At 63.2% G+C, this 19,971-nt stretch carries 11 protein-coding genes; 5 read left to right on the plus strand and 6 right to left on the minus strand.

Annotation, left to right across the window (positions count from 1 at the left end; all coding sequences use genetic code 11):
- Nucleotides 1–99 precede the first annotated feature (99 nt).
- The 4 genes from secD (at nt 100) to ACTJKM_RS26565 (ending at nt 5,184) form a co-directional block, all read left to right on the plus strand.
- Complete coding sequence (gene secD / locus ACTJKM_RS26550) at nt 100–2,637, plus strand: protein translocase subunit SecD (RefSeq protein WP_057248152.1); 2,538 nt, start codon at nt 100–102, stop codon at nt 2,635–2,637.
- Between the two features lie 510 nt (nt 2,638–3,147).
- A complete protein-coding gene (locus ACTJKM_RS26555; RefSeq protein ID WP_057248153.1) occupies nt 3,148–3,360 on the plus strand; it encodes a hypothetical protein in 213 nt (70 codons plus the stop codon).
- Between the two features lie 212 nt (nt 3,361–3,572).
- On the plus strand, nt 3,573–4,028 hold the full coding sequence (locus tag ACTJKM_RS26560) for an RrF2 family transcriptional regulator (RefSeq protein WP_057248154.1): 456 nt from the start codon (nt 3,573–3,575) through the stop codon (nt 4,026–4,028).
- Nucleotides 4,029–4,173: 145 nt separating this feature from the next.
- A complete protein-coding gene (locus ACTJKM_RS26565) occupies nt 4,174–5,184 on the plus strand; it encodes a KpsF/GutQ family sugar-phosphate isomerase (RefSeq protein WP_440661278.1) in 1,011 nt (336 codons plus the stop codon).
- A 32-nt stretch (nt 5,185–5,216) separates the two neighbouring features.
- Here the strand turns inward: ACTJKM_RS26565 and ACTJKM_RS26570 are convergent, their stop codons facing one another.
- On the minus strand, nt 5,217–5,741 hold the full coding sequence (locus tag ACTJKM_RS26570) for an Lrp/AsnC family transcriptional regulator (RefSeq protein ID WP_057248156.1): 525 nt from the start codon (nt 5,739–5,741) through the stop codon (nt 5,217–5,219).
- A gap of 48 nt (nt 5,742–5,789) precedes the next feature.
- Here ACTJKM_RS26570 and ACTJKM_RS26575 point away from each other — a divergent pair, with 48 nt between their 5' ends.
- Nucleotides 5,790–6,947 (plus strand): MFS transporter, encoded by a 1,158-nt coding sequence (locus tag ACTJKM_RS26575; protein WP_440661279.1) that lies wholly within the window; start codon nt 5,790–5,792, stop codon nt 6,945–6,947.
- Nucleotides 6,948–6,983: 36 nt separating this feature from the next.
- On the opposite strand, the gene ACTJKM_RS26580 is transcribed toward ACTJKM_RS26575, so the two are convergent.
- The 5 genes from ACTJKM_RS26580 to ACTJKM_RS26600 form a co-directional block, all read right to left on the minus strand.
- Nucleotides 6,984–8,294 carry a capsule biosynthesis protein gene (locus ACTJKM_RS26580; RefSeq protein WP_058329029.1) on the minus strand — a complete coding sequence of 437 codons (1,311 nt, stop codon included), beginning with the start codon at nt 8,292–8,294 and terminating at the stop codon, nt 6,984–6,986.
- 28 nt (nt 8,295–8,322) lie between these two features.
- Complete coding sequence (locus tag ACTJKM_RS26585) at nt 8,323–9,915, minus strand: LTA synthase family protein (RefSeq protein WP_093231877.1); 1,593 nt, start codon at nt 9,913–9,915, stop codon at nt 8,323–8,325.
- A gap of 97 nt (nt 9,916–10,012) precedes the next feature.
- Nucleotides 10,013–10,852: an SDR family oxidoreductase gene (locus ACTJKM_RS26590; protein ID WP_058329028.1), complete on the minus strand. Its 840-nt coding sequence runs from the start codon at nt 10,850–10,852 to the stop codon at nt 10,013–10,015.
- A gap of 100 nt (nt 10,853–10,952) precedes the next feature.
- Entirely contained in the window at nt 10,953–12,368 is a 1,416-nt protein-coding gene (locus ACTJKM_RS26595; RefSeq protein WP_058329027.1) for an aminotransferase class I/II-fold pyridoxal phosphate-dependent enzyme, read from the minus strand.
- Nucleotides 12,365–19,873, minus strand: coding sequence for a type I polyketide synthase (locus ACTJKM_RS26600; protein ID WP_058329026.1), 7,509 nt, complete (start codon nt 19,871–19,873; stop codon nt 12,365–12,367). The genes ACTJKM_RS26595 and ACTJKM_RS26600 overlap by 4 nt, the downstream gene beginning before the upstream one ends.
- Nucleotides 19,874–19,971: the final 98 nt, after the last annotated feature.

The following is a 19,971-nucleotide window of genomic DNA, read 5'->3' on the forward strand; positions in this document are numbered from 1 at the left end:
TTCTGGCTCGTTTGCGGCTTGGACCGCTACGCCGCCATTGATGAAACAAAGTCCTGACGACGCGCCCCGCGCCCGTGCAGGCTCTTCTGGAACCACAACATGCGTACATCGAAATGGGCGATTCTCGTCTATGTCGCCGTGATCATCTTCGGATGCGTCGCGGCGCTTCCCAACGTGCTGACGCCAGCACAGCGTGAACAATTCGCCGCCTGGCTGCCGGTCAAGCCGGTGACGCTCGGCCTCGACCTCAAGGGCGGTTCGCACCTCGTCCTCGAAGTCGACGCCGCCGGCCTGCGCAAGGCCCGCCTCGAAACCTTGCTCGACGATACGCGTCGGGCGCTGCGCGCCGAACGCGTTCCGGCTTCGTCTGCCCGCATCGCCGGCGACACCGTGACGGTCAAGATCGAAGACGCTGCCGACCGCGAGAAGGTTCTGCCGAAGCTTAAAGAGTTGGCTGCCCCGGTTGGCACGCTCGGCTTTGGCGGCTCGGCTTCCGATATCGCGGTCACCGAGGATGGCGACACCATCACGGTCGCCATGACCGAGGCCGGCCTCGCCGACCGCACCACCAAGGCGGTTGAGCAGAGCCTGGAAATCATTCGTCAGCGCGTCGATACCGTCGGTGTTGCCGAGCCGCTGATCCAGCGCGTCGGCTCCGACCGCATCCTCGTCCAGCTTCCAGGCCTCGAGGATCCGACGGCACTGCGCCAGCTTCTCGGCTCCACAGCCCAGATGAGCTTCCACATGGTCGACCAGACTGTGGATCCCAATCAGCCGGCACCACGTGGCGTCGACATCCTGCCGGGTGCGCACGACAACAACAAATATGCGGTCGAAAGTCGCGTTGCGATTTCGGGCGAGCGGCTGGCCGATGCCAAGGCCGGCTTCGATCAGCGCACCAACGAGCCGATCGTTTCCTTCACCTTCGACTCCCTGGGTGCCCGCCAGTTCGCGGAAATTACCCAGGCCGCCGTCGGCCGGCCCTTTGCGATCGTGCTTGACGGCAAGGTTCTGACGGCACCGGTCATCCGCGAGCCGATCATCGGTGGCAATGGCCAGATCAGCGGCAATTTCACCGCGCAGGAAGCAACCGTTCTGTCAGCGCTCCTGCGCTCGGGCGCGCTGCCTGCACCGCTGACTGTCATCGAAGAACGCTCGGTCGGCCCGAACCTCGGCTCGGATTCCATCCGCATGGGCATCTATACCGGCCTTGCCGGCTTCGCCCTCGTGGTTACCCTCATGGTCGTGCTCTACGGCGCATGGGGCATGATCGCCAATGTCGGCCTGGTGCTGCACACGATCCTGACGATCGCGCTGTTGGCCATGCTCGGCTCGACGCTGACGTTGCCCGGCATCGCCGGTATCATTCTCGGCATCGGCATGGCGGTGGACGCCAACATCCTGATCAACGCGCGTATTCGCGAAGAGACGGAAGGCGGCGCCGGCGCGATGAAGGCGCTCGATATCGGCTTCAACAAGGCCTACGCAACCATCATCGACTCCAACGTCACGACGCTTTCGGGCACCGTGCTGCTGTTCGCCTTCGGCTCCGGCCCGGTGAAGGGCTTCGCGGTCACCATGATGCTCGGCATCATCATCTCGATGTTCACGTCGATCACCGTCGTACGCCTGATGATGCGTGAGGTCGTCGTTCGCCGGAAGATGAAGAAGCTCGAAATTCCGTCGCTCTTCGGCAAGGTTCCGAAGCTTCCGTCCTTCTCCTTCATGAAGGGCCGCTTCGTCGCCATCGGCATGTCTGCCTTCCTGTCGATAAGCTCCGTGGTGCTGTTCTTCACACCTGGCCTCAACTACGGCATCGACTTCGTCGGCGGTATCCAGGTCGAAACCACCTCGAAGAACACGCTCGATCTTCCGACGCTGCGCCATAACCTCGAAGCGCTCAACATCGGCGAAGTGGCGCTGCAGGAATTCGGCCAGGACAAGTCGGTTCTGATCCGTGTTCAGCGTCAGCCGGGCGGCGAGCAGGAGCAGACGGCGGCACTGAACCGCATCAAGGACACCGTAGTCCAGACAATCTCCGATGCGACCTTCGAGCGTACCGAGGTCGTCGGTCCGACCGTCAGCACCGAACTTGCCCGTTCGGGCTTCCTCGCCGTCGGTCTCGCGATGGTGGCGATCCTGCTCTACATTTGGTTCCGCTTCGAATGGCACTTCGCCGTCGGCGCGATCGCAGTTCTATTGCTGGACATCACCAAGACGATCGGCTTCTTCGCGCTCACGGGCATCGACTTCAACCTGACGGCCATCGCCGCGCTGCTGACGATGATCGGCTACTCGGTCAACGACAAGGTCGTGGTTTATGACCGCATGCGCGAGAACCTCCGCAAGTATAAGTCGATGCCGTTCTCCGACCTGATCGACATGAGCATCAACCAGGTGATCGCGCGATGCATCTTCACCTCGATGGCGACGGCCCTGTCGCTGGTGCCGATGGCGATCTGGGGTGGCGACGCGGTCAAGAGCTTCGCCTGGCCGATGATTTTCGGCGTGATCGTTGCGACCACGTCGTCGATCTATATCGGCGGACCGATCCTGCTCTTCCTGAACCGTTGGTGGAAAGATCGCGAAGCGTCTCGTTCGAGCACCACGCCTCAGGCGGGCACGCCGGCGGCGTGATCCGGCGGTCCCGGGATACAAAACGTGAAGGGGCGGCCCGGCGGGCCGCCCCTTTTTTGTCCGAATGTGCTGTCTTTATCCCCCTCGTGCCTTGCAGACTGATTCTTCGCTACCTAGATAGCGAGGGTCTCCGGTTCCGGGGCGGGAGAACGGATTTTGCGTCCGCGTCCCCCTAAGATTTGAAGGGTGAGAATTATTTTTCGCATCTTCATCTTTTTAATTGACGGAATTGGTAGATTATTCTAGTTTGCCAATACGTGACGCGGGGAGTCCGCCTCACGGTTGTTCATCAAACGCACCGGCATGCTGATGCCGGGCCAGCCAAAGGAGAGTGACATGTTCGGAAACGTCTCGACCGCCGCCTTCTTCGGCACGCGTCTCCTTTGTCGCGCAACAGAGAAACGTCACATTCGCAATCTCTGCCGAATGTGACCGTCGAACCCCTCGAACTTTATCTTTTGCCGAAATTGAAAGTCTCCGCGCCTCCGGCGTGGAAGGAGCGTTATTTGTATGAGCAAGCAAGTTATCGAATTTGGCGGCGAAGCCGTCGGTGTGGTCGTCCCGGATGAAGATCGCTTCAAGTTCGTGGCGGTGAAGTATCACGTCTGGGATCTGGACGCGAAGCGCTTCGGCTCGGCCGAGGAAGCACGTGCCGCGATCCGCCAGCTGCTGGCCCACCAGGCCGTGTCGGCGAAGCGGCGGGGTCACAGCGCAGCCGCATGAAGCGGGTGAGAAAGGTCGTTTTCGGCTTTTCTCCCGCATCCGCCCGATACTTCTGAAAATCGTCGTTGCTTCCGCTGCAAGCGTGGCCGCGACTTCGGCCAATTCTCCACTATAATTATATGTTGGCAGTACGTTTCTTGTGCTATGCCAAGATGTATTTGCATTTGCGCGGATGATTCCCGTATCGGGAGCCGCAGGGAAAGCGTGCCGGAATGCTGACGAAGAAGGGAAAATACGGTCTGAAGGCTTTGGTCGATCTTGCACGGCTGGAGCCGGGGGAGACCGCCTTCATCACCGAAATCGCCCAGCGCAACAATATCCCGAAGAAGTTCCTGGACACGATCCTGCTCGAACTGCGCAACGCCGGCATGCTGCGCTCGAAGAAGGGCCCGGGCGGCGGTTATTCGCTATCGCGGCCCGCTGCCGAAATTCGCATCGGCCATGTGATCCGCACGCTGGATGGGCCGTTGGCGCCGATCCGCTGTGCCAGCCGCACGGCCTATGAGGTCTGCGAGGACTGCAACGATCCCGAGACCTGTCAGGTGCGGGTATCGATGACCACGGTGCGCGACGCCGTTGCTGCGATCCTCGACTCGATGACGCTTGAAGAGTTCGCCGCCGACAAGTCGATGCCGCTCGAAACTGTCGAAGAAATGCGGGCCGGCTGACGAAAACGCCGCCGATCGCGCCAGTTTTCCCCCGAAGTCTGCTTCCAAGGCTTGGTTTGCCAAGAAAAAGCGCTTATCTGCCGTCAATGGTCTGGCGGGCAGCGTTGCAGCCTGCCACTTAAGTCTTCGTAAGATCGGGGTCATCATGGGTTTGAGACAAGCATCTGCGCATGAGCGCACCGCGGTTGCGGCTTTGGAGTCGATCGGCCGGACGCTGACGACTGCAATGGTCGGCATCAAGGCGCTGACTGACCACCTTGGCTCCGACGAAGCTTTTGCCCGCAGTGTCGTCGATGCAGTCGAGTTGATCGGCGAGAGCCAGGGGCGTGTCGTCGTCTCCGGCGTCGGCAAGAGCGGCCATATCGGCCGCAAGATCGCTGCGACCCTAGCATCGACCGGCACCTCGGCCTATTTCGTGCATCCGACCGAAGCGAGCCACGGCGACCTTGGCATGGTCACCTCGCAGGACGTGCTGATCCTGCTCTCGTGGTCGGGGGAGACGGCCGAGCTCGCCAACATGCTCACCTATGCCAAGCGCTTCAACGTGCCGATCGTCTCGATCTGTGCCAACCGCGACAGCGTGCTGGCGCGGAATTCCGAAGTGCCGATCGTACTGCCCAAGGTGCAGGAAGCCTGCCCGCACGGCCTCGCGCCGACGACATCCGCAATGCTGCAGCTCGCCGTCGGCGACGCGGTGGCGATCGCGCTTCTGGAACGGCGCGGCTTTTCGGCCGAAGATTTCAAGACATTCCACCCCGGTGGCAAGCTCGGTGCGCAGTTGCGGCTGGTCCGCGAGCTGGCGCATGAGGGCGCCCAGATGCCGCTGCTCCAGACGGGGCGGCCGATGAGCGAGGCCCTCATCGAAATGTCGTCGAAGGGTTTCGGCGTCGTCGGCATCGTCGATGACACCGGCAAGCTTGTCGGTGTGATCACCGATGGCGACCTGCGCCGCCACATGTCGGGCGATCTGCTCCAGCAACCGGTCGAGGCGGTGATGTCGCGCAATCCGCGGGTGATCCGTGGCGACGTGCTCGCGAGTGGCGCCATGGAATTCATGCAGCAGCACAAGGTAACGGTGCTGTTCATCGTCGGCGATGGCGGAGCACCGGTCAGCATCCTGCACATTCACGACCTGCTGCGCGCCGGCGTCGTCTGAGGGCTAGGGGTAGTACACCTCGCGAAAGCTGCCTAACCCTTGACCACGGCGGGCCAGTCGCCCGTCGTGCCCGGCTGCACCGGCCGTTCCAGATAGGTTGAAAGCACCACATAGCTGCGCGTCGCCTTGACGCCGGGCGTGTCGTAGAGGCGCGCCAGCAGCCCCTCCAGCGCATGGGTGCTTTCCGTGCGGACTTTGAGCAGCATGCAGGTATCGCCCGCGACCGAGTGGATCTCCTCCACCTCGGGGCATTCCTCGATGGCAAGCAGCGCCTGTGTCTTTCCCCAGCCGGTCGTGTCGACATGGACGAAGGCGAGCAACGTCTTGCCGACGGCCTCGGGATCGATCAGCGCTGCCACGCGGCGGATCGCCCCTGATCGCCTGAGCCGCTTCACACGCTCATGCGCCGCCGGTGGCGAAAGCCCGACCCGTTCACCGAGTTCGACATAGCTCGTCGTCGCATCCTCGACCAGCACGCCTAATAGTTTTCGGTCCATCGCGTCGAGGTCGCGCTCCGGTGGACGCTTCCGCCGAACGTCATCTGTATTTTGATCCATTCCGATGTTTCCTCTTGCTGCTGAATTTCATTCTGCAAACATGAGACAATGACGAACATCAATCAATCCATTTCCAGCGGTTCAGTCGACAGGGCACGTATCCCGCCCTTCGCCTACCTGCTCACCATCTGCATCGGCGTCATCGGCTCCAACTCCCTCGCCCTCGGGCCGATCGCGCCGGAGGTGGCGCGAAGCCTTGGCGCCAACGTTCCCGCCGTCATGACGGCCTCTGCCATCTTTGGCCTGGGCACGGCCGTCAGCGCCGTTTTCCTTGGCCGCTTCATCGATCGCCATGGTCCGCGCCGCATGTTGGCTGCGGCTCTCTTGCTTCTGGCTGCAGGGCTCGGCGGCAGTGCGCTCGCGCCATCGCTTGCGTTCCTGGTTGCCGCCCAGCTCGTCGTCGGTCTGGCCGCGGGCATTGCGCTTCCCTCGATCTATACGCTGGCCTCGGTCATTGCGCCGGCCGGACGCGAGAGCGAGACGATCGGCCTGGTGCTGACCGGCTGGACGCTCAGCATGGTGGCGGGCGTGCCGCTATCGGCAGCGATCGCTGATTTTGCCGGTTGGCGCACGGTCTATGTCATTGTCGCCGCCGCCACGTTGATCGCCTGCACTGCGGTCAAGTTTGCGCCGGCGCAGGAAGGCGCCACCGGTACAGCGACATCACCGCTGGCGGCATTGAGTGTTCCCGGCGTCGCACCGCTCTTGATCGCCTGCGCCGCCTTCATGGCCGCCTTCTACGGCGTCTATGCCTATATCGGCGAGCACCTGCATGCCGCACTCGGCCTGCCTGTCACCGCCAACGGTCTCATCGCCGTTTCCTATGGATTCGGTTTCGGCGCCGCCGCTTTTCTTGACCGCCTGATCGATCGTTTCGGCGCCGCCCGGTTGTTGCCGCTGATCTTCCTGGCGGTCGCGGGCGTCTACGTTGCCATGGCTGTGGCGAGCGGCTCCTACGCTGCCATGCTGGCCGTCGTCTTCCTTTGGGGGCTTGCCAACCATTTCGGGCTGAATGTGCTGATCATGCGGCTCACCGGCCTCGACCCCGCCAAGCGCGGCGCGATCATGGGGCTGAACAGCGGCGTCACCTATATCGCGCTCTTTGTCGGCACGATCGGGTTCGGTGCAGCCTATGCCCGGGCAGCCTTCTTTGTGCTGCCTTTGGCAGCGGCAGGCCTGATGCTCCTGGCGGCCTNGCGGCGGTAGTCTGGCTTAACAGACCCGCTGTTACGTCAGTCGTCGTCACGCGGAGGAGGCGATCCTCGGCCGCTTTTGCGGCTTGCGGCGTGGTGGCGGGTCCACGAAGGCGCCTGGCTGGTTGAGGCTGTTCTCACTCAGCCGCTTGGCGATCGACTCGGCGCCGGCATCGCTTCCGGCGCGCGAATAAAGATTTCCGCGTACCTGGATCGAGGCGGCGAGCAAGCGGAACATTGCGTTCGCCAGATCCGGATCTGGCGCCTGCGGCGCACGCCAGAAATCGTCGAGCGGCTGCTGGTCGGTCAGTCCGGCGATGTCGAACAAGGCCGTGCCAAGCACCTTCACCGGTCGCCCCTGCTTCAATGCATGCAGACCGGCCGTCGAGTTGACCGTGACCATGCCTGCGCTTGCCTCTCCAAGCGTATCGAGGTTGCCGCCATCGAGATAGAAGACGCGCCCGCGAAGCCCCAGCGCTGCCGCTCGTTCGTCGATGATTCTGCGCCAGGGGATCAGATCATTGTCGAGCGGATGCACCTTGAAGACGAGGCGCGCGTCGCGCGCCGCAAAGGCGGCGAAGGAAGCCAGCACTTCGGCAATCGCTTGCCTCTGGCTATGGAAAGGCGAGTGGGCCCTGAGCTGGAAATCGGTTTCGAGCTGCAGCGGATAGACGAAATAGGGCGCGTCCTGCGAAAGCAGTTTGGCAACGGTCGCCTCGGCTTCCGAGTTGCGCCGCTTTTCGGACAGGAGCCGGCGGACCCAGCCCGCATATTCGGCGAGCGGATGAAAGATCGCGTGGCGCTGATAGTGTGGGAAGAGGAACCAGAGAAAGACGTTCGGCAGATTGTAGAGCAGGTCATAGCTCGCATCGGCGAGGAACGTCTGGCTGTAGTGCTTGCGCCAGTCCGGTTCCGGGACGCCCGCTGCCGCCGCAAGGATTTGCGCGGGATCGGACGGGAAATGTGAGTTCGAGGACATGCCGTTGCGCTCGAGCGTCAGCCAGTCCGGCCGAAGATACCCCATCTCGACGATGGCGACTGCGACACCCTTGCGCCGCGCGACCGTGGTGGCTGCCTGGTGGTAGGCGCGTTCCTCGCCGAGCAGCAGCATGTCGGTGACGCCATGGCGCGCGATGAAGGCCTCGATATAGGCTGGCCAATCGGCTGCAGTGCCGCGATAATTATAGGCACCCTTGCGGCCCCAGATGATCTGGTCGCCGACATTGAGGTTGATCCTCAGGCAGGTGTGGCCAATGGCTTCGAGCCGATCGGCGATCTTGCGGAAGATCGGCGACGAAGGGCCTTGCAGGAACAGGAACACCCGTCGCCTTGGCCGATCGACCGCCCCGGTCGATGTCATCGAAGCGTTCTCCATCCGTCCACTGCTGCTACCGCAGCGTATCCTTTCTGAGGTTGGCGTGGTTGAGCAGGGCCTCGATCAAGTTCCAGGCTTCGACATTACTCGGTTCCACCGGCTTGTGGGAAGACGACTTGGCCTTGGCAAGCGGTACGATCAGGTAGTCGGTTCGCGGGTCGGGGAAGGGATCGGCAAAGGATTTGAGCAGCGGCGCATGGTCGCCGTAGAAGACGAGCCAGACCGGGCGGTCCAGCTTGTCGAGTCGTTCGCTCAGCATGTTCAGCGCCGCATCGGATTGTTCGAGAATGGCCAGATAGATGTCGACGGGATTGGTGAGATCACCGACGCGACCCGGCTCCCACGGACCGTGATTGGCCATGGAGGCAACGAAGATGAAGCCGTTTTCATCCTCCGGCAGCTTCTCGCATGCGTCGATCACTTTTGCCGCAAGTTTCTCGTCGGAGACGTAGGGGCCGTCTCTTTCGGGGCGATGGTCGAAGCCGTCGAGCATGGTCAGCTTGGAAAAGCCGAGTTGCGGCATCGCCTTGTGCCGGAGAAAGAAGGTGCGGTCATAGGGATGGATGAAATGCGTGTTCCAGCCGGCGCGCTTCATCTTTCCCGGCCAGACCACGTCGGCATAGTGCGAGGCCCTGAGATAGGGGTAGCTGGCGTCGACGTGGATGTCGTCAGGCACCAGGCCGCTGATGACCGCGAATTCCGTGCGCAGCGTATAGCCGCCTTCGAAGACGCTGCTGAGGCGACCCCATTGCACCGCCTCGCGCCGCAGCCGATCCAAGGTCGGCATGTCAAGCGTATCGACGCCGAAGTGCCGCATGTCGATGAAGGATTCCGATTGCCAGACGACGATCAGCGGCGAGCCGTCGTCGCCGATCAGATCATGCACGGCGGCCCGGACGATCTCGGAGAGTTCCGCGACGATCTTTTCACGCCGCACGCCGAGCCAGACGATGAAGCGGAACACGACCGAGCCGAAGGTGCCGAAGCGCACCGTGTTCACCTTGACGTCGAGTGTTTTCAGCAGCCTTTGCACCAGCGCCGCCGTCGGGCGGTTCACCGGGCCGTAGAACAGCAGAAGCCAGGGTCCGTAGGCGATCCCGAGCATCAACAGGATCCAGAACGCCTTGCCGCGATCGGGCAGGATGGCCGGCTCGAAATACATGTAAAGGCCGGACACGCCGAAGACATAGAGGAAGGCGACGGTCCAGAAGACGACGTTTAAAGAACTCGCATAGAAAATCGTCTTGTACTTGAAGACGTCGACGACGAGCGCGATATCCGAAAAGATCAGCGGCTCGCGGATGAACTTGAACTTGGCGCGGGAAATGCCGGTGAAGATGATGAAGAAGCTCATCGTGCCGGCTGCGGCATAAAGCGGCCGCCAGGAGCCGGCGAAGAATCCTGCAAAGACCAGCGCGATGACCGGCAGGCGGGCAACCGCATCGACGACATCCTGCGTCCGCCCGAAGGGCGAGGGATGGGCGCGCCGCTCCCGCTTCGGCAGGGCAAAGCGATCGGTAAAGAAGATCACCGCACAGGAGAGCACGTAACAACAGAGCGTCAGTGTTCTTGGGTAGTCGTGCAGCTGAAAGGGAAGCAACGCCAAGCGGAAACCTTCATGTCTTCATGCCGGCCGACGCCGCTTGATGCGGCACAGCGTCCGCCCGACACTTAGATCTTATCGCTTGGACGTACAAGCGCCGTCAGGTCCGGCGCTCCGACACTCCACTATTATGCGTCGCGGTGTTGCCGCCGCGCGCAATCGCCCTGTCGAACCACCAGTTGAGCAAGGGACGAATGGCCGGCGCGAAGCGGCCGAGGAGAAAGAGCGTGGTGCCGAAGTAGATTTCGAACCGCCCGCGGTCGATGCCCTTGGCGATTGTCTTCGCCACGGCGTCGGCAGGCCAGGGACGGACCGTGCCCATGATTTTGGCCGCTTCCGGAGGACGGCTTGCGAGTTCACGCTGAAACTGGGGTGTCTCCGTATCCGGCGGAAAACACACGGAGACGCTGACGCCGTGGGCGCAGGCTTCCGAGCGCAGCGCCTGGGCGAAGCCGTGCAGCGCGAACTTCGACGCGCAATAGGCGGAATAGCCGTAGATGCCGATGAGGCCGGCGCCGGAGGAGATCATCATGATCCGGCCATGGCCACGCCGCTTCATGCCGTCATAGACAGCACGGACCGCGTGCACCGTGCCGGAGAAGTTGGTTTCCATCTGGCGTCGGAATGAAGCGCTGTCGAGTTCCTCGAAACGGCCGGGCTCGACGATACCTGCCGATGTCACCAGGATGTCGCAGGGACCGAAGGCTTGTTCGCACCGTAGGATCGCCGCCTCGACATCGCTTTCCGCAGCAACATCGGCAGCCTCGATCCTGATGTTGTCGGCGCCGCTAGCGCCTGAGCGGGCCAGGTCTGCTTGCGCCCGTTCCAAGAGGTCCCGGGAGCGCGCGATCAGCGAGACGCGGGCGCCACGAGCCGCGTAGATGGACGCAACCGCAAATCCGATACCGCTCGAGCCACCGGTGATGATCACATGCGTCATGCTGATATCCCGCTCAAGAGCAATTCCAGGAAAAGTGCGAAGCGGTTTTGCGTCCGGATTTGCGTGAAAACAACTCGGCGGCACACGCGGTGATCTCTAGTCAGCGCGCCGAGAGTGCCTTCATCATCTCGTCGATGTCGATGCCGCCCAGTCCGAAGTTTCGCTCGGTAAGGTCCGTCAGCCGTTCCGCCGTCAATGTTACCGTCCGGCGGATCTGCTCTTCCGTATGGTCGCTGGTGATGAAGAAGCGCAGGCGCGCCAGCCCCTCGGGCACCGCTGGATGGATGATCGGCAGTGCATTGACCCCTTCGGCAAGCAGGTCGTTCGAAAGCTGAACGGCACGCAAGGAATCGCCGACGATGACCGGGACGACGGAAAAGCCGCTGCTGAGACCCGTGTCGAGGCCGGCTTCCTTGGCAAGCTTCAGGAACAGGGCACCGTTGCGGCGCAATGCCGCCGTCCGCGCCGGTTCGCGTTCCAGCACGTCGAGGCTCGCGGTGGCGGATGCGGCCAGCACCGGCGCAAGGCCGACGCTGTAGACGAAGCCGCCGGCGGATGCCTTGAGCACCTCGACCAGTGCTTCGCTACCGGCGATGTAACCGCCACAGCTCGAGGTGGTCTTCGACAGCGTGCCCATCCAGACGTCGATCTCATGCGGATCGACGCCGAAATGCTCGGCAAGCCCCCGGCCGGTCTTGCCGAGGACGCCGAGCGAGTGCGCCTCGTCGACCATCAGCCAGAAGCCGTATTCGGCCCGGAGCTTCAGAAGAGCCGGCAGGTCGGCGACGTCACCGTCCATCGAGTAGATGCCCTCGACGATGACCATGATGCGGCGATAGTCGCCCGCGACGGTGCGCAGCACGTGTTCGAGATCGGCGACGTCATTGTGTTTGAACAGCCGCCGGGTCGCGCCCGAGAGCTTGATGCCGGCAAGCGCGCTGTTGTGGATGAACTCGTCATGGACGACGAGGTCCTTCGGGCCCATCAGGCAGCTGATGGCAGCGACGTTGGTCAGGTAACCGCTGACGAAACAGACGGCGGCATCGACGCCGTAGAAACCCGCGATCTTCTCTTCGAGCGCCATATGCACCGGCCGCTCTCCGGCGACGAGGCGGCTCGCCGAGGCTGAGATGCCAAAGGTGCCGATCGTATCCCGCGCCTTGGCCAGCACCTCCGCATGGCGGTTGAGGCCGAGGTAGTCGTAGGAGGCGAAGTTGATCAGCTTGCGGCCGTCGATGACGGTGGTCGCCCCGGCCGCGGTCTGGTGCGCGCGATAGAACGGATTGGCGATGCCGAGTTGCTCGCTCGCGAACTTCTGGGTCATCACCTGCTTGTATTCCGGCAGATCTTCGAAACGGGCCTGCTGCCGGCGCGCCGGCGGCGGCATCTCCCGCTCCGAGCGCGCCATGCGGTTGCGCTCGGAGGATTGATGCGTGTTCCGCATCCGGTCCAGCAGGTTCTCCTTGAGGCTGCTGGTCATCTTGGATGCGCCTGGACCGTTTCCGTTCGTGCTCATTGGCTCTGTGCTTTTTCCTTCGCCGTGCCGACGTGCCGCTGTGCGAGTTCGTTGACGATCTTGTCGTCGGCGGGCTCGGCATCGTCGCTCTGGTCGCGCTTGCTGACCTTCTCATAGAGCTTGCGGGCGACATCGCCAACCGTCGTGTTGTCCGCGACCCCACTGAGCGGCATGTCGAAGCCGGTATTCTGCTGGAAGCTCATGCCGAGTTCGACCGCCATCAGGCTGTCGAGGCCGATTTCCTTCAGCACCTTGCTGCGTGTGACCGTATCCTTCGATACGCGCAGGATCGCGGCGATCTCGCCGGCGACGAGGTCGAAGAGGATGTCCTCGGCCTCCTGCGGCGACTTGCCCTCGATCATTGCGACGAGGTCCATCTGGGCGCCTTCGCCGCCGGTGGCGTGCTGGTCGGCGCTACGCAGGATGACTTCGAAGAGGGCGTTTTTGGCAACCGGCAGGTTGCGCGCAGCCGACCAGTCGATCTCCGAGATCATCACCGTGGCCGCATCGACGGTGCCCGGATCGAAGGCCAGGTGGCTCTCGACCATGTCGAGCGCCGTCTGTGCCTTCAGCGCCGTCTTGCCGATACGCTTGGCGAGCAGGTCGTTCACATCGGTGTTCTGGACCAGGTAACCCTTGTCGGCGATCGCGCCGAAGCCGACGGCAAGACCCGCAAGACCGCGGGCGCGACGGGCGCGGGCGAGACCTTCGAGGTAGCCGTTGGCGGCGACGTAGTTCGCCTGTCCCGGGTTGCCGACAAGTGTCGTCGCCGACGAGAACAGGATGAAGTTGTCGAGCTTGTCGTCGTTGGTCAGCTGATCGAGAACGGCTGCGCCCTTGGCCTTGGTGTCAATGACCGGTCGGTTGCGCTCGCGATTGAGATTGCTGATCAGCGCGTCGTCGAGCACCATGGCGGCGTGGACGATCGAGCGGAGCGGTGCAATCGCACGCAACTCCTTGAGGAGACGCTCGGTCGCCGTCGGGTCGGTGACGTCACAGGCGTGTACCGTTGCCGACACGCCGGCCTTCGCCCAGGCCTCGATCATCGCCGTCGTTTCGGCATCCGCCTGGCCGCGGCGCGAGCAGAGCGCGATCGTCGTCGCGCCCTTTTCGACGAGCCAGTTGGCAGCAGCCAGACCGAAACCGCCGATGCCGCCGACGACGAGATGCATGCCGTTCGGATCGACCTGCATGCCGCCATGCGGACGCTTGGCAACGCGATGCTTACCAGCAACCGGCGGCAACACGACGATCTTGCCGATATGGCCCGCATTCTGCATCAGCCGGAACGCATTGCCGATTTCGTCGAAGTCGAAGGCACGGTAGGGAAGCGGCGTCAGCTTGCCGTCTTCGAACAACGCGCCGATCTCGGTGAAGATCCGCTTGGTGAGCTTCGGCTGATTGACCAGCAGCTGGTCGGCGTCGATGCCGAAATAGCTGACATTGCGGCGGAAGGGCCGGAGACCAATCTTGCTGTCGGCATAGTAGTCGCGTTTGCCGAGCTCGAGGAAGCGACCGAAGGGCTTCACGAGTGCCAGGCTCTGTTCCATGGCTTCGGCAAAGAGCGAATTCAGAACGAGATCGACACCCTCTCCGTCCGTTACGGCGCGAACGTCGTTGACGAAACCGAGCGAACGGGAATCGAAGACGTGATCGGCACCCAGCATCGACAGGAAGCGGCGCTTCTCGCGCGTGCCTGCCGTGGCGATGACCTTGGCACCCTTCAGTTTCGCGACCTGCAGCGCGGCAAGGCCGACGCCGCCGGCAGCGCCGTGGATGAGGATCGTTTCGTCCGGCTGGATGCGGCCGAGTTCCACCATGGCGTAATAGGCGGTCAGGAAGGCGACAGGCACCGTTGCTGCGGCAACCGGGCTGACAGTCTGCGGCAACCTGGCGACGCCGGCGCGTGAGACGACGGCGTGGGTCGAGAAGGCGGATGAGGCGATTGCCATGACGGCATCACCGACCACGAGATCGTCGACGCCTTCGCCAACGGCAACCACGTGGCCGGAGAGTTCCATGCCGATCGTCGCGCCTGCGAAACCATCTTCGAGCGCTTCTTCGGGCAGCAGGCCCATCGCCCACATCACGTCGCGGAAGTTGAGGCCTGTCGCGGCAACCGCGACGACGACTTCACCCGGACCTGCGGCGGGAATGTCGCTCTCTTCCCAGACGATGCTGCCCACCTGCGAGCTGACGCGCTGACGGATCGTTGCGGCCTTGAAGGTGTCGATCGCCGCATGGGCGTTGTCGACCGGGCCGGGCACGGCACGGATTTCGGAAAGCGCCGCGTCTTGTCCCTCTAGCAGCCACTCGCGGTTGGCGTTGGCGCTGCCGAGCAGCGGAGATGCTGCCGCGATCTGCTCGATCGTGGTCGGCGAACCGTCGATATCGAGCGAGTGCACTTCGAGGAACTCATATTCGTTCTGAAGCACGCGGGCGAAGGCCCAGAGACCGGCATTGACGCCGTCGCTTGCAACCGTTTTGCCCGTTGTCCGGCTCGCGATCGGGGCTCCGCCTGGCGCGACGAGCACGAGACGCGGACGATTTTCGCCAGCAGGCTCGGCTCCGCCGATATGCTGACGCAAGGCTTCGGCAAAGGCGCCGAGAGCAAGGATTTGGGTCTGCAGCGAAGCGGAATCGTCTGTTCGGGATGCAGCTGTCGGCGACGCGAGGAAGATTGCCCGCAGCGGCTGTTCGCCAAGGGCCTCGAAACCGCTGAGAAGCGCTGCTTTGTCGGCTGCGATATCGCCGCTGAGATTGACCGGAATAGCCGATGCCGAAGGCTTGTTGCCCTTGCCGCCCGCGATCTGCAGCAGCAGATAGGGGCCGGTAGCCGGTGCTTCGGCACTTACGGACGCCGCGGCGGCGCCGCGCGCTTCGAGCAGGATGACATTGCCGCTCGCGCATTCGCGATCTGCAATATTGACGTCGCGCAGATCGAGATCACCGAAACATTTCTGCCAGTGCGGGACCGCCGCAAGATTGCCGATCGGGAATTCCGCGGTCTGGCTGCGGGCGAACCACCCCTCGGAAAGTCCGAGGGCAAAATCGTTGAAGAGCGATGGCGCGCTGACGGCGGCTATCAACCCGCCGGTATCGCGAAGCGTCGAGCGAAGCGCGGTGCGGACCGCCACGTCGTCCTCGATCAGGCTGTAAAGCCCGTCAGAGGCGCTGACTGCGAGGTCGAAGGACGTGAGCGTTGCAAGCTCACCCTTTTTGAGAATGCGCACATGGGCGTCGTTCTCGAAGGCCAATTCAAGGCCACGCTGGGCGTTGTCGCGCGCTTCGAATACGGTGAGGCTTGCGCCGTGCTTTTCGGCAAGCGTCGCCAGTCGGCGGGTAAAGGCGGACGAAACGCTGCCGAGTTCGACGATGCGCAGGCGCGCGCCAGAAGATGCCGAAGTCAGGATCTTTTCGAGCGCCTCGAGGACGAACGCCATCCGCTCCCGGCTTGCCCCGGAGTGGACGGCTTGATGATCAAGCGTGGCATCGCTGATGAAGGTGGTGCCATGAGCCGTTTCGTCGCCGGCCTGGAGCGCGTCAAGGCGCGCAAGGGCCTCCGCATAGGCATTGTTGATCAAGACGGCTTCGACGGCGCGGTCGGACCGCTCGCCATAGAGTTCGCGCAGGATCTCCGGGACGCTCGGCAGGTTGAAGTCCTGAGCAATCGTCCAGACGCCGTCCTTGTGCTCGCAGAGACCGGCGTCTTCCAGGACGTAGAGGCAGCTCGTCAGGAAACATTGGAAGGCAAAATCGCCGGGCAGGTTGTTGCCCTGAATGGTCGATCGACCCTTGGCGAGTTTGAGCGCAATCTCCTGGCAGGCGCGATAGATGGCTGCGTTGAAGAGCAACGTCGTGTTGTCGACGCCGGCTTCGCTGGCGGCAGGCATGGTGATCTTGATCGGCGCCGGCGCTTTACCCTGCAGACCCGGCAGCGTCGCTTCCGATTGCACGGCCTCGTAGTGGAAGGACAGCGCGTCGAGCGTCTTGTGCTTGCGCAGATAGGTACGGCGGAAGCGGCAATCCTCGAAGTGCGCGATCGGTGCGCCCGACTTGTCGAAGAAATGGAACTTCGCCTTGATCGAATTGGGGCTGACGCGCTCGATCTCGATCATTGCGCGCGCGATTGGCTGGCTGCCGTTGACGACCCGCACCGAACCGAAGCGCACGGGGATATAGGGGGCACCGCTCTTGTCGCCGGTGAAACGATCGAAGAGGGCGACAAGCCCGTGGAAGGTTGCGTCGACAGAGATCGGGTTCAAGGCGTAGGTGACGAGCGGATGGCCAGCTGCATCAGGCGTCTTCAGCTCGACATCGACAAGCCGATCGCCATAGGCGACGGCCTTGGCCAGCAGCTGGAAGCGCGGGCCGTAGTCGAGACCGAACTGTTTCGCCGTCTCATAGGCACGGCCAGGCGCAACCGTTGCGGTCTTCGCCAAGCCGGCAAGCGACGGATAGGCGCGCTCCTCGGCCGGCAATGGCTTGCGGCAGCGGGCAACCGCATGCACGGCCCAATCGTCTTCCGACAGCCGTTCGCGCGAGCGGATCTCGATGTCGCCGGTCTCCGGCGAAAGCACCGTCGACAGCTCCATGATCTTCGTATCGCTGAGTTCCAGCGGGCGAACGATCTCCAGATTGGTGATCTCAACTTCGTCGCTGCCGTAGAACTGCTGTGCAGCGGCGACAGCGATTTCGATGAAGCCACTGCCCGGCAGGATCGCCTTGCCGTCCACGACGTGTTCGGCGAGGTCGGGGAAGAGATGGGCGTCGACATGGTTCTTCCAGCTGCCGCTGTTCGGGTCGCTGCGCCAGCCGATCAGGCGGTAGGGCTTGGCGGTCCGGCCGAAGAGGTCGGTGGCGTCGGTCGTTGCTGCGGGGCGCAGCTCGACGGGCTCGAACGGCAGGCTGGGAAGGGCGATCGAAGCGTTGCGCTTGCCGAAGACGCGGGTCGTGTCGACCACCGCGCCGTGCGCGACGGCACGCGCCATCGCTGCCGAAATCGGGTCCTGGCCGGTTTCGCCGACATCCCGGAGCAGGGTCGGTACGACCATGCCCGGGGCTGCAGCCTGCTTGATCGTCTCCTTGACATAGGACGACAGGATCGGACGCGGCGAAATTTCAATGAACAGGCGGCAACCCATCTCGATCGCGGCCTCGGCGGCCGCCTGGAAGCGGACCGGCTCGCGCACGTTCTTCCACCAGTAGTCCGGATCGAGTTGCGTGCCATCGAGCGCGGCACCCGTGACCGTCGACAGATAGGCGAGCTCGGTGCGCCGCGGTGCGATATCCGGAATGTCGGAGAGGAAGGCGTCCTTCGCCCGATCGATGATCGGGTGGTGGAAGGGATAGTTGATGTCGAGAATCTGGACCGGGATCTTCGCCTTGCGCGCAGCGTCGCGGAAGGCCGAGATCTGGTCGGCCGGTCCCGAGATCGTCACGGAATTGTGGGCATTGACCGCTGCGACGCAGAGGTTGTCGAGACCGCGCGCCTCGGCAAAGGCGCGGGCGGCGTCTTCTCCGAGCATGACGGCCGCCATCGTGCCGTGGCCGGCAAGCAGGTCCTGATGCAGCGAGCGCTTCGCCACGATCGAAACGGCGTCGACCAGTGAGAGCGCACCGGCGGCGTAGGCGGCGGCGATTTCACCGACAGAGTGGCCGAAGACCGCGACCGGCTTGACGCCCATGGCAACCAGCGAGTCGGAGAGGGCGGCCTGCACCGCGAAGAGCAATGGCTGGGCGATCTTCGTATCGGCAAGCTTCTTGTCGAGATCAGGATCGGTGAGAAGATCGGTCAATGCGATGTCGGAGTGGAACTTGAACAGCGCGCTGACCGAGGTGAAGCACTGACGGAAATGCAGGTTCTCGCGGAACGCTTCGACGCCCATGCCGGCCCATTGTGAGCCGTTGCCGGAGAAGACGAAGGCGACCTTGGCGTCGCGGACGACGGCTTCGCCGACTTCACCGATGCCGGAGCCCGGCTTTTCCAGGTGGCTGGCGATCGCGCGGACGATATCTTCCGGCTGATCGCTGCGGGCGGCAAAGCGATGGCGCATGTGGGTGCGGTTTGCACCCGATGCGGCGATCATCGCCCGTGCTTCCCCCTTGGAAGCATGTGCGAACGCCGCCTTATAGTCGCTGAGAAGCGCCTCCAGGCTCGACGCCGTATGGGCGCTCGCCAGGAAGACATGGCCGGAAGACGATGGGTTTGACGCCCTTTCGTCGGCCGCGGGTTCCGGATCGCTGATGACGACGTGGGCATTGGCGCCGCCGAAGCCGAAGGAATTGATGCCGGCAAGGCGAGCGCGTTTTCCCCGCAGCAGCTCGATCGGGTTCGCCGTGACGCGCACGTTGAGACCGTCGAAGTCGATGTGTTCGTTCGGCGTGTCGAAGTGCAGCGAAGCCGGCAGATAGTTGTTTTCAAGCGCCATGACGGCCTTCAGCATGCCGAAGAGGCCGGAAGCGGGTTCCGTGTGGCCGATGTTCGACTTGATCGAACCGATCGGCACCGGTGCCCGGCGCTTGGCGCCGATGACCGTTCCGATCGACCAGACCTCGGCGGGATCGCCGACCTTGGTGCCGGTGCCGTGGCCCTCGACGAAGGCCACCTGGTTGGCGTCGATGCCGTTGCCTTCGTAGATCGCCCGCAGAAGATTGGCCTGCGCCTCGCGGGAGGGGAGCGAAATGCCGTTGGTGCGCCCGGCCGAGTTCACGCCGGTCGCAACGATGCGCGCGTAGCTGCGGTCCTTCTCCCGGCGCGCCCTGTCCGAGCGGCGCAAGACGAAGACCACGCCACCTTCGGCGCGCACATAACCGGCGCCGTCATTGTCGTAGGCGCGGCAAAGCCCCTCGGGCGAAAGCATGCGTGCCTGGGCGAAGCCGACGAAGGGAAGGGGATGGGCAAGGATGTTGACGCCACCGACGATCGCGGTGTCGATCTCGCCCGACGTCAGAGCCCGCATCGCCTGGTCGAGCGCGACCAGCGAGGAGGAACAGGCGGTATCGACCGTCATGCTCGGACCGCTGAGGCCAAAGATATGCGAGATACGGTTGGAAACGATCGACAGCGTGTTGCCGGTCATGAAGTAAGGGCCGGCGGCAGCCGGGTCCTCGACCGTCAGGTTGGCATGATCGAGGCTCGATGCGCCGATATAGACGCCGACATTCTCGCCATTCAGCGACGTTGCAGAGATATTGGCGTCTTCCAGTGCGCGCCAGGCGAGCTGAAGCAGCACGCGCTGCTGCGGATCCATGTACATGGCTTCGCGCTGCGACATGCCGAAGACGGCGGGATCGAAATCATAGAGTTGGTCCAGCACGCCGGCGGCAAAGGAATAGGTCTTGCCCTGCGTGCCCATGACGGGGTGCCAAAAACGCGCGACGTCCCAGCGATCCGACGGAATGCTGGTGACGGTGCACTTGCCCTGACGAAGAAGTTTGAACAACGCCGAAGGCGATTCTGCTCCAGGGGCGAGGCATGCTCGCCCAATTATCTCAACAGCCATGTATGATCGAACGCTCTAAACTGCCGCTAAAGTTGCATCTGCGATTGCGCGTCGGAGGCCGAAATGCAATCGCCAATCGTCATGCTGCCAGGCTATCC

Origin of the sequence: Ensifer sp. 22460 (genome assembly GCF_052044935.1) — a bacterium.
In the GTDB taxonomy this organism is placed as follows: Bacteria; Pseudomonadota; Alphaproteobacteria; order Rhizobiales; family Rhizobiaceae; genus Ensifer.